The following is an 11,406-nucleotide window of genomic DNA, read 5'->3' on the forward strand; positions in this document are numbered from 1 at the left end:
ATATATTAAATATCAAGGGAGATTTAGTCACCTGCAGCCAGAACATATCCAAAAGCTTCAACAATTTGCAAATCAACGTTTGAAGGAAGTTGGAGTAGAAAATACTATATCCCAAACAATAGAATAACATTTTTCAAATTGAGGGTATACTATACGTCTTGATTTCGCAAGGTCTTCAACAGCACTCAATTGTTGTGTAACCCCGGGCCAATATAACGGATCCGGGGTTATTTAACTAAGTAAATATATTTAATGTTAAGATATGTATTATTTTACATTAAATATAATTAAATATATATTTAAAGGGGGAGAAATGTATGTCTGATTTTAACAAAACTGAGTTTATAGCTAAAAATCAAAATGCATATGGGTCAATTTTAGGTAACCGTTGGGTTCAATTGATTTCTGCTTGTTTAGCTATGGTAATGATTGCCAATCTTCAATATGCATGGACTTTGTTTACTACTCCGTTAGTTAAGTCGTTACACTCGTCTCTAGTTGCTGTTCAGTACGCTTTTACTTTGTTTATAATGTTTGAAACCTTTGTTCAACCAATAGGTGGATTATTGCTTGATAAGTTTGGCACAAAACTGATGTTTGGTCTTGCAGGTATACTGATTGGTGGCGGATGGACTATGCTTGGTCAAGCAACTTCTGTTGCTAGTTTGTATTTCTTCTATGCTATGGCAGGTGTTGGAGCTGCAATTATTTATGGTGGATCTGTTAGTGTTGCAGTTCGTTGGTTCCCAGATAAACGAGGCCTTGCATCAGGTTTAATAGCAGGAGCTTTCGGAATAGGATCAATGCCTTTTGTTCCTGTAATTCAGAAAGTTTTAGATGCTAGTGGTGTTGCACAAGCTTTTGGTTTTACAGGTATACTTCAAGGTGTTATCGTTGTAATTATTGCATTCATTTTACGCTATCCTGTTGGTTCAAAAATGCCTAGCCAAAAAGCAAAGGCTGCTAAAGCAGATCCATCAAAAATTGGATTTAGCCCTAGTGAAGTGTTAAAAACTCCACATTTCTGGCTTATATGGACAATGTTCTTATCTATCAGTGTTGGTGGACTTATCATTACAGCAAACACAAAACCTTTTGGTAAACAATTAGGAATGGCTTCCTCAATTATTGTACTTGCAGTTATGATGAACAGCCTTGCAAATGGTGTAGGAAGAGTTTTTTGGGGATCAGTTTCAGATAAGTTAGGTCGTACAAGAACAATGTGTTTGTCCTTTGGTTTGAATGCAGTCTTCCTATTCTTGTTACCTATCTTAGGAAGCAAAAATAGTGTGTTGTATATAATTCTTTTGATGTGCGTAATGTTCACATGGGGTCAACTATTTAGTTTATTCCCATCATTAAATGCTGATATGTTTGGTTCAACTTATGCTGCTACTAACTACGGATTTATATATAGTGGTAAAGGATTTGCTTCTATTTTAGGTGGCGGTTTAGGAGCTGCTCTCGCTGCTCACTACAGTTGGTCTGTTGTATTTACAGTTGCAGCGTTGTTTTCACTGTATGCATGCATAATGTCTGTAATTTTACCTAAGATACCAAAGCCTACAAGGAAACAAATTAAAGATACAACTCCTATAGCTCCATAATATTTGGTATACAGCTACTAATCATTACATTTTAGCTAATTAAATTTCTCTCTAACAGAGGAAATATTTTGCCGAATACTTCCTCTGTTTCTTGTAGTATATCACAATATGGAAGTTATTACAATAGTATTTGGTATACCAAATACTATTGTAATATATAAATATTATATTAAATAGGAGGTAATTGACAATGTTGAAAAGATTAGACGATAACAATTTTCAAGGCTTCATAGAGGATAGTTTTTATTCTGCAATAGGTTTTTATTGCCCTTCTACACAAAACCAGGATAATCCTAAAAAACTAATCTTTATTATTTTTCTTCATTAATATTGCACGATTAATTATTGAATAGCCGTACTTTTTTCGTATACTATCAATGGCATTTTCTATTTTGTCAACTTTATCCGCAGATCTCATACAACTTTCTTCACGTTTGATTTTTTTCATATTAAAAATTGATATTTGCTGTATACTAGTATCTCCACTAAATCCACTAAGACTTATCCCTAATAATCGTATTGGCAATTGTAGGTCCCAATTTTTCTCAAGAAGTTTAATTCCTGTAGAATAAATTTCCTTAACTAAATAAGTTGCAGGTACAGTTGTTTGCCGAGTAATAGTTTGAAAATTAGAATATTTGATGCTAATTTGTATTGTATGGCCTTTTTTTTCGTATTTACGTGCAGTCATTCCAACTTCATCGGAAAGTTTCATCAAAATAATTTTTGCACGTTCCATGTCTGAAATATCTTCACCTAATGTAGTAGACTTACTAATTGATTTTATATCTTTTTTAAAATGTGGTTTTATAGGAGAGATGTCTATACCATTTGCAAGTTGATGAATCTCAGCACCTATTTTGCCAAGCTTTTTTATAAGATGTTGTCTACTAAAAAGTGCAAGATCACCAATAGTCTTAATTCCCATTCTTTGAAGCTTTTGTGCAGTTTGTCTACCAACTCCATACATAGATTCAATAGGAAGTGGCCATAGCTTTACTTTAATGTCCTGCCTCCAAAGTTCTGTAATGCCTGAAGGCTTTTTCATATCAGAAGCCATTTTTGATAAGAACTTATTTTGAGATATACCTATAGAACATTTTAAATCTAGTTCATGGTTAATGTGCTTCATAATTCTTTTAGCTGACTCAAATGGCTTCCCAAAGATTCCTTCGCAGCCTGTCATATCAAGCCAGGCTTCGTCAATACTATTCTGCTCAATAGAAGGAGTGTACTGCGAAAGTATACTCATAACTTCTCTGGATTTTTGCTTATAAAATTGATGATCTGGGGGAATAATAGCCATATCCGGGCAGAGTTTTAAAGCTTGATGTAGAAGCATAGTTGTTTTAACCCCAAATTTTCGTGCTTCATAATTTGCAGTTAAAATAATACCTGCTCGATTTTTAGGATCCCCAGCTACTGCAGCAGGCTTATTTATGATTTCAGGATGGCGTGTTGCCTCACAACTTATGAAAAAAGCATTCATATCTACAAGAAAAATAACTTTCTGCATATTTACACCTGTACTTTACCACTTTATATATTTGCATAAAAATATCTAATACCTTCTATATATTCCTACTAACCTACCAATTATTTTACAATCATTCACTATAATAGGAGACATACTTTTGTTTTCAGGCTGTAACCTTATATGGCCTTTTTCTTTAAAAAATCTCTTTAAAGTAGCTTCATTATCAATTAAAGCTGCTACTATATCTCCGTTTTCAGCAAAATTAGTCTGTTCTATTATAGACATATCTCCATCCAATATACCTGCATCTATCATACTTTCTCCTTGTACTTTGAGTATAAATAATTGATTTTTATTTTTTACATACTCTATTGGAAGGGGAAATACATCTTCTATATTTTCTACTGCTAAAATAGGCATTCCTGCTGTTATAGTTCCTACAATAGGTATATCTATTAGTTCTTTTTTAGTAGTTTTAGGAACGGATTTCTTAATAATCTCTATGGTTCTAGATTTTGAAGAATCCCTTTTTATAAATCCCTTTTTTTCTAATTTTTCTAGATGACTATGAACAGTAGAAGTAGATTTTAAGCCTACACCTGCACATATTTCTCTAACAGAAGGGGGATATCCTTTCTCCCTAATTTGAGTCTTAATAAATTCATATATTTGAAACTGTCTATCTCGATTGTGTTCTGTCATTAAAAACACCCCTCTAATTTACTTATGTGAATTATATCATATAAGTTGACAAATATCAAACTTATGTTCTATACTGATTTTATTAATATACATATTTATATAAAATTTAAAGGAGTACTATGTATGAATAGAGAATACTGCATATTTGATGAAAAAAAGCCCTGCAATAATTGCGGCGAATGTGAAATCTGCGATTTAGATTCAAACAAGAAGTGTGACAACTGCGGCAAATGCCTTGAAATGGAAGGGTACGATATGAAGGCCATAAAAATTGACCAAATTATAGATGATAAAGAGGAAGTAAAAGAGTATCAGGATGAAGATTTAGAAAACAGCACAGAAAATAATGATGACTCTCATTCTCAATTAGATGATGATGAAAATTCACAAGCAGATCTAAAAGACGACGAAATTGATGTTCAATTCATTGATGACATAGATGGATTAAAAGAAATTTTAGACGATAGAGAAAAATATCAAGATATAACTCATGAAGACTATCCTGGCCTTATAAGAATTAAAAAGAAAAAAGAAACTAAGTAAGAAGTACGTCTGTTCTTTGAAAGAGTAGGGAACAGACGTACTTCTTTATTCTTCTTCATTGCTTAAAGGATTTGAATTCACTGCTTCTCTCAATTGTTCATCATCTACATGAGTATAAATTTGAGTAGTAGATACATTTTCGTGGCCCAATATTTTTTGAAGGCTTCTAATATCTACATTTCCGTATTTGTACATAAGAGTTGCAGCTGTGTGTCTCAATTTATGTGGCGTATATTTGTTGCTATCAAGGCCTGCATTTTTTAAATATTTCTTGAGCATCATTTCTACAGACCTTTTATTTATTCTGGTGTGATTTTTACTTATAAAAAGGGCATCTTTATCTTTTATTTTATCACAATCCTTATTTCTAATTTCAAGATAATTATTTAAAGCCATTAGGCAGGCCTTGTTTAAATATATAGTTCTCTCTTTATTTCCTTTTCCAACTACAGTTAATGTGTCTTCCTTAATTTTTGATATATTTATGCTGCAAAGTTCTGAAAGTCTCATTCCACAGTTTAAGAAAAAGGTTATGATGCAATAATCTCTTTCTTTAAATTTACCATCTATAGAATTTAAAAGGACTTTGCTTTCCTTCAAACTTAAATAAATAGGGTTCCTCTTATCTATTTTAGGAGATTCTAGTTCTAAAGCTGGATTTGTATCTACTAGTTTAGCTTTGCTAAAAAGATACTTAAAAAATGATTTTAAGCAGGCTACTTTTCTAGCTCTGGCATAATTGCCATTATTTCTATAGTTTTCGGCAAAGGATATAAATGCATATAAATCGCTTAAAGTTATTTTACGTATAAAATCCGTATTTATATCACTTATATCTATATTTTCAAATTCATAATTTTCCTTAATAATTCCTCTGTAAATTTTTAAAAATCTAAAAAACATGGTCAAATCAACCTGATATCCATCCTGTGTATTTTTTGATTTACCTCGAATAGTTCCAAGGTAATTTAAAAAGTCATTCAGACATTGTGGAAGCTTAGGATTATAAATATTGCTTAAATTATACTGCATACGTCCATTCCCCTCTCTAAAATTAAGTGTAACTTCGCTAAATGGTTATTTAACGAAGTTAATATTCTATAAAACTAAGTCAAAATCCTCCTTATATGCCCTTATATTGTATGAATAATTTGTTAATTATATTTTATTCTTATATTTTATGATGATTAATGTCACAAGTTTTCTTTAAATTACGTGCTATTTCATGCTGCATGCTTTCTATGTATTAATTTGTAAAAATATATCCTATGCATTAAATTTATATTTCAATTGATAATATTCTCAATTTATATTTCAAATTTTGAAAAAGAATATTTCAAATTAAAATAATTCATTTTTTATTTAGGAATGTATGTATCTTATTGTATGAAAAATTAAATTTTTATCAAATTGAAATATTTCCACAATATGGGCATAACTTTGTGGATTCATTTTTCTACTTTATTCTTTCCTATTTATTGCCATTAATCTTTCTGCGTAATATTTGCAGAATTATGATTTATTTTCAGATATTATATTCCCTCTTATCTATAAAATTAGAAAATAGAAATACTCTCAACTTGTATTTTATAGTCGAAAACTTTTTTAAAAATATTTTTTTCAGTACAATCCGCATATTAATCAAGTGATTCTTAGACTCAGCTGGAAGATTAGAGTGTTGCGGATGGTAGCCATCGGATAACTTACAAAATAGCCTTTTTATAAGTTCATCTTTTAATTTACATAATATTTATTCCGCAAAGTAAAAAAATAATATTTTATAAGAATTGAATAAATTAAAGGAATTATGGCAAAATATACAAATGTAAATATTTAATCATAAAAGATTGGAGGAATCGCTGCTTATAAATTTCTATTTACTACTCCCCTATTAAAAGCAGCAACTTATATATGAAACTAGGTATTCCTAAAGGATTATTGTATTGTAAATATCACACTTTTATAGAAACGTTCTTTAAAGAACTTGGAGCTGAAATAGTAACATCCCAAGATACAGATAAATATATACTTAACCTTGGAACAAAATATTGTGTAGACGAAGCATGCCTCCCAATAAAAATATTTCATGGTCATGTAGCTTCAATAAAGGATAAATGTGACATCATGCTTATTCCTAGAATAATGCAAATACAAAAAAGAGAATTTATATGTCCAAAATTTTGTGGTCTTCCAGAAATGATAATAAATGACATTCCCAATATGCCCCTATCGTTAAACTACCCTATATATGCTTTTTCTAAGGTAAAACGTAGAAACTGGTTATTAAAATCTGGCTTGATATTTACTAAAAACATTTTTAAAATAAATGCTGCCTATAAAAAAGCTTTAAGTGCCCAAGAGAATCATAAGTTATTACTAGATACCAGTGGTTTTCCTATAAAAACTGCATTAGTAAGTCACCCTTACAACTTATATGACACTTTTATCAATATGAATATAGTAAAAAAATTAAACAAACTTGGTATGGGCATAGTTACAGAGGAAAGTATAAATGAAAGCATAATAAACAGTGAGGTAGACCATCTATTTAAAAAACCATTTTGGCATTTTGCTAGAAATTCTTATGGTTTTTCCATTTATGCAGCAGAAAATAAAAAAGTAGATGGCATAATATACATCTCTTCTTTTGCCTGTGGAATAGATTCCGTAGTAATTGAACTTATTAAAAATAGGTTAAAAGATTTTCCTATGCTCATATTAAAAATAGATGAACAAACTGGAGAAGCAGGCTTTAATACTAGATTAGAAGCCTTTTCAGATATGCTTAAAAGGAGGTGTGCAAATTTATGAAAGTAACCTTCCCCCACCTTGGCAATACCTGTTTTGCAGTAAAGGCTGTATTTGATGGACTTGGAGTTGATTATATAATTCCACCATTGAGCAACAGGAAAGCCTTAGAAATTGGATCATTTTATTCTCCAGAGGAAATGTGCCTTCCTTTTAAAATAATGATAGGAAATTATATAGAAAGTATAAAACAAGGTGCAGATACAATATTAATAGTTGGAAGCTGCGGTCCCTGCAGATTTGGAGAATATTGCGAACTCCAAATGAATCTATTGAAAAAATTAGGCTATAACTTAAATTTTATAGTTCTAGATTATCCAAAAGATATAGGATTGAAAGAACTTATGAGAAGACTGCTTTCTATTGGATCAGTTAGCAAGAAAAATGCCATAGAAAAGTTAAAAGTAGTACATCAAGGACTTAAAATAATAAACCTAATGGATAATATAGATAAAAAGGTAAAGTTATTATCAGGTTATGAAATAAAAAAAGGACAATGCAAAAATATATTAAAAGATTGCAAATTAAAAGCTTTTAAAACTACTTCACCAGAAGAAATGATATTTACTATAAAAAAACATATGGAACAGTTAAGCAAAGTACCAATCTCTAAAAATAAAAAGCCTTTAAAAATTGCTATAATCGGTGAAATATATACTATAATAGAACCTTTCTCAAATCTTTTTATAGAAGAAAAGCTTATGAATTATGGGGTATCTACAGCTAGATATCTTTCTCCAAGTTGGTGGATTAAAGACATGGCTCTATCTCCATTAAAGTTGAATTCACTTAGTTTGAGAAGGAATTCTAAAAAATATTTGCCTTATTATATAGGTGGTCATGCAAGGGAATGTATAGGAGAAGCTGTTTTAGCAGATAAAAACGGGTTTGATGGTGCTATACAGATTTTCCCTATGGGATGTATGCCTGAAATTGTATCAAAATCCATACTTCCAACTATATCAAAGGATAGAAATTTCCCTATACTTACATTAATAGTAGATGAAATGACCGGTGAAGCTGGATATATAACAAGAATAGAAGCATTTTTAGATTTACTTGAAAGGAGAAAAAAAAATGTATTATATGGGAGTTGACGTAGGCTCAGTTAGCACAGATATTGTAATAGTTGATGAAAATATGAACTTACTTGAATCACTTTATTTGAGGACAAAAGGAAGGCCTATAAGTGCAATTCAAGAAGGATTTAAATTACTGAAAAATAAATATAGAGACACGGACATAAGCGCAGTTGGAACCACTGGAAGTGGAAGACAAATTGCTGCTTCTATTATAGGTGCTGATATAATTAAAAACGAAATAACTTCTCATGCCGTTGCTGCCTTAAACCTAGATAAAGATGTTAAAACCATAATAGAAATAGGCGGTCAGGATTCTAAAATAATACTTTTGCAAAATGGCATTGTGCTAGATTTTGCAATGAATACAGTATGTGCAGCAGGAACAGGTTCCTTTCTAGACCGTCAAGCTGAAAGATTAGATATCCCTATTGAACAATTTGGAGAATATGCTTTAAAGTCTACTTCTCCTGTAAGAATAGCAGGGAGATGTGCCGTATTTGCTGAATCAGATATGATACACAAACAACAATTAGGTTATAGTAACTCTGATATAATAAAAGGCCTTTGCAATGCTCTTGTAAGAAATTATTTAACTAATGTGGCCAAAGGCAAAGATATAAAATCCAAAATATTTTTTCAAGGAGGAGTTGCTGCAAATATAGGAATGAAGACTGCTTTTGAAGAAATACTGAATAAAGAAGTAGTAATACCTCAAAATTTTAAAGTAATGGGTGCCATTGGTGCAGCTATTTTAGCAAAGGAAACCTTGGGAAAAGGTAATAAAATCACTAACTTTAATGGATTTAATTTAGCAAATGCTAGTTTTACATCTAAAAGCTTTGAGTGTGGAGGATGCCCTAATAGATGTGAAGTTGTAAAAATATCGGGTACCAAAAAAATTATAGGTTTTTTTGGTGGAAGATGTGAAAAATGGAATAAAACTATTTCTGCATAAATGCAGAAATAGTTTTATTCCATAAAATAAGGCATTTGAAAGAAAATAACAAGTCAAAGATACGACGAATATTTTTTATCCGATGACTACCCACTCTAATACTTACACTTTTCCAAGTGTGAGCAAAGAGTGGCTATGTCCCTGGATAACAATTTCTAAGCATCAGATGAAGTTTTAAACTTCATCTGATGCTTAGAAATTTGTTTATCAGACCCGCAGATAGTGAATCCTATCTAAGGGTTCTACCAACGCAGTATGATAAAAAATAGGCTAGCATACTGACTAGTTATTTCTTTGAAAATGCCTAAGTATATGAAAATTAATTCCACATATCTTTAGTTATATATTCCATATGTTTTTTCCTATTTTGAGTTTCTTCTAGATCTATAGTTATTTCATCTCCATATACATCAAGTACATATCCCTCTTTTGCCTCAATGGGTAAATTTATTCGTTTTATATCCATCATAGTTTTATCTTCTTTTTCACAAACGGCATAAGGTCCCTCAAACCTATCTATTATAACTTTCATAAAAATAATCCCCCATTTCATAGTATTATGCATTACCATTATATTACTATTATACTACCTATTTTTTAACTTTAAAGTGTTTATTTTAAAAATTTTTAGTTGCCTTTTCCTGTATTTTTCTAACAATGACCGCAGAAATTTTGCCTGGCAATAGCTTACAAAATAAAACAGCTATTTTATTAAAAAATCCTGGTATTATAATAGATTTATTTTTCATAAATCCTATATAAGCTATCTCAGCAGTTTTTTCAGCACTCATAGCAGTTTTCATATCTTTTTTACCTGCATTTTTAGAAAATCCAGTTTTAGTAGCTCCCGGGCACAGAGTACATACTTTTATGCCATATGGCTTTAGCTCATTTTCAAGGGCTTGAGAAAAGGATAGTACATATGCTTTAGAGGCATAATATACTGCAGTATAAGGTCCTGGTTCATAAGAACCCGTAGATGCCACATTTAATATACTCCCCTTTTTTAACTTTATCATCTCTTTTGAAAATAATTTCGTTAAATAAGTAATAGCTTCAATGTTTAACCCTATCATTTCTTCATCTTTGTCTATATCAATTTCATGAAAAAGTCCACAGTAACCTGTACCTGCATTATTAACAAGAGTAGTTACCCTTATGCCTAGTTGTTGTACTTTCAAAAATAGATCTTTTACAGATTCTTTTTTTGAAAGATCTTCTTTTATTATATGTACATTAATATTATATTTTTTTATTAAATTTTTTGCTATTTCTACTAATTTGTTTTCACTTCTAGCTACAAGTATTAAATTATACCCATCCTTAGAAAATAGTTTTGCAAGCTCAAGTCCTATTCCGTTTGAAGCTCCTGTAATTAGAACAGTCTTTTCATTAGTTAAAGTCATAATAAATCTCCATTGTATTTATTGCTAGTTTATATTTTTCATTTTAAGTAGTTTTGTTTCTATTTGCAACTGGTGTTTGTTATTATTTTTAGTTTACTTTATTTTTTATTTACATAATATTTATTATTTTAACAATTTATATTACATTACATCTTTCTTTAAATAAAAGTCATAATTATCACATTAATTGATAATTATGACTTTTAAGTCTTCTCTTAATTATATTTTTGTTATTAACATTGTTTATACTGTGGTTCTTCTTGCTGTATGAACTTTTGTCTTCCTTGAAGTATTTGAAGAGCGTCATCCAAATTTGTTGCTATTTGGTGAAAATCTTTTTTAGCACTTTTGTCCTGTGTCTCCAGTTCAAATGTCTTCATAGTTGCAGCCGCACTTTGAATTCCTGCTATTGCTTGCTGCATTTGAGTTCCAACTGTCATTTATTATCACCTCCTTTAAATTATCCTTTAGGTTTAAATATTAAAGCCCCTATAAATCCAAAAATCACAGCAGCAGAAATACCAGCACTGGTAATCTCAAAAATTCCTGTTAGCACACCTATTATTCCATATTCATCTGCTTCCATCATGGCTCCTTTAACCAACGAATTTCCAAAACTACTTATTGGTACAGAAGCACCGGCACCAGCAAATTTTACTAAAGGATCATATAATCCTAGCCCTCCAAGGATAGCTCCTACTACTACAAGAGTAGTTGTTGTATGTGCCGGTGTGAGCTTAAATACGTCCATCATTATCTGACCTATTACACATATTCCTCCACCTACTAAAAATGCCCAAAGAAATTTTTCCATATGAATGCACCT

Annotated in this window: 12 protein-coding genes; 5 read left to right on the forward strand and 7 right to left on the reverse strand. The window is 30.8% G+C overall.

Annotation, left to right across the window (positions count from 1 at the left end):
• The first annotated feature begins 317 nt into the window (after positions 1 to 317).
• On the forward strand, positions 318 to 1,607 hold the full coding sequence (gene oxlT / locus CLRAG_RS09345) for an oxalate/formate MFS antiporter (protein WP_065078194.1): 1,290 nt from the start codon (positions 318 to 320) through the stop codon (positions 1,605 to 1,607).
• 301 nt (positions 1,608 to 1,908) lie between these two features.
• Here the strand turns inward: oxlT and dinB are convergent, their stop codons facing one another.
• A complete protein-coding gene (gene dinB / locus CLRAG_RS09350) occupies positions 1,909 to 3,123 on the reverse strand; it encodes a DNA polymerase IV (protein ID WP_065078195.1) in 1,215 nt (404 codons plus the stop codon).
• A 45-nt stretch (positions 3,124 to 3,168) separates the two neighbouring features.
• A complete protein-coding gene (gene lexA, locus CLRAG_RS09355) occupies positions 3,169 to 3,786 on the reverse strand; it encodes a transcriptional repressor LexA (protein ID WP_065078196.1) in 618 nt (205 codons plus the stop codon).
• A gap of 123 nt (positions 3,787 to 3,909) precedes the next feature.
• Here lexA and CLRAG_RS09360 point away from each other — a divergent pair, with 123 nt between their 5' ends.
• Positions 3,910 to 4,329, forward strand: a complete 420-nt coding sequence (locus CLRAG_RS09360; RefSeq protein ID WP_065078197.1) for a hypothetical protein — start codon at positions 3,910 to 3,912, stop codon at positions 4,327 to 4,329.
• 45 nt (positions 4,330 to 4,374) lie between these two features.
• Here CLRAG_RS09360 and CLRAG_RS09365 read toward each other — a convergent pair whose 3' ends face one another.
• Positions 4,375 to 5,361: a tyrosine recombinase XerC gene (locus CLRAG_RS09365; RefSeq protein WP_065078198.1), complete on the reverse strand. Its 987-nt coding sequence runs from the start codon at positions 5,359 to 5,361 to the stop codon at positions 4,375 to 4,377.
• An 879-nt stretch (positions 5,362 to 6,240) separates the two neighbouring features.
• Here CLRAG_RS09365 and CLRAG_RS09370 point away from each other — a divergent pair.
• From CLRAG_RS09370 to CLRAG_RS09380, 3 genes are read left to right on the forward strand one after another with little or no spacing between them, the layout of a single operon-like run.
• The gene (locus tag CLRAG_RS09370; protein WP_065078199.1) at positions 6,241 to 7,140 is read left to right on the forward strand and encodes an acyl-CoA dehydratase activase-related protein; all 900 of its coding nucleotides are present in this window, start codon (positions 6,241 to 6,243) and stop codon (positions 7,138 to 7,140) included.
• The gene (locus tag CLRAG_RS09375) at positions 7,137 to 8,234 is read left to right on the forward strand and encodes a 2-hydroxyglutaryl-CoA dehydratase (RefSeq protein ID WP_065078200.1); all 1,098 of its coding nucleotides are present in this window, start codon (positions 7,137 to 7,139) and stop codon (positions 8,232 to 8,234) included. Before CLRAG_RS09370 ends, CLRAG_RS09375 begins: the two co-directional genes overlap by 4 nt.
• Entirely contained in the window at positions 8,215 to 9,174 is a 960-nt protein-coding gene (locus CLRAG_RS09380) for an acyl-CoA dehydratase activase (RefSeq protein WP_065078201.1), read from the forward strand. The genes CLRAG_RS09375 and CLRAG_RS09380 overlap by 20 nt, the downstream gene beginning before the upstream one ends.
• A gap of 319 nt (positions 9,175 to 9,493) precedes the next feature.
• Here CLRAG_RS09380 and CLRAG_RS09385 read toward each other — a convergent pair whose 3' ends face one another.
• From CLRAG_RS09385 to spoVAE, 4 genes are all read right to left on the reverse strand, one after another.
• Positions 9,494 to 9,706 (reverse strand): DUF3006 domain-containing protein, encoded by a 213-nt coding sequence (locus tag CLRAG_RS09385; protein WP_065078202.1) that lies wholly within the window; start codon positions 9,704 to 9,706, stop codon positions 9,494 to 9,496.
• 85 nt (positions 9,707 to 9,791) lie between these two features.
• Positions 9,792 to 10,580, reverse strand: coding sequence for an SDR family NAD(P)-dependent oxidoreductase (locus CLRAG_RS09390; RefSeq protein WP_065078203.1), 789 nt, complete (start codon positions 10,578 to 10,580; stop codon positions 9,792 to 9,794).
• A 233-nt stretch (positions 10,581 to 10,813) separates the two neighbouring features.
• Positions 10,814 to 11,020, reverse strand: a complete 207-nt coding sequence (locus CLRAG_RS09395) for a DUF1657 domain-containing protein (protein ID WP_065078204.1) — start codon at positions 11,018 to 11,020, stop codon at positions 10,814 to 10,816.
• A 20-nt stretch (positions 11,021 to 11,040) separates the two neighbouring features.
• Positions 11,041 to 11,394 carry a stage V sporulation protein AE gene (gene spoVAE, locus CLRAG_RS09400; RefSeq protein ID WP_065078205.1) on the reverse strand — a complete coding sequence of 118 codons (354 nt, stop codon included), beginning with the start codon at positions 11,392 to 11,394 and terminating at the stop codon, positions 11,041 to 11,043.
• Positions 11,395 to 11,406 lie beyond the last annotated feature (12 nt).

The organism is Clostridium ragsdalei P11, assembly GCF_001675165.1.
In the GTDB taxonomy this organism is placed as follows: domain Bacteria; phylum Bacillota; class Clostridia; order Clostridiales; family Clostridiaceae; genus Clostridium_B; species Clostridium_B ragsdalei.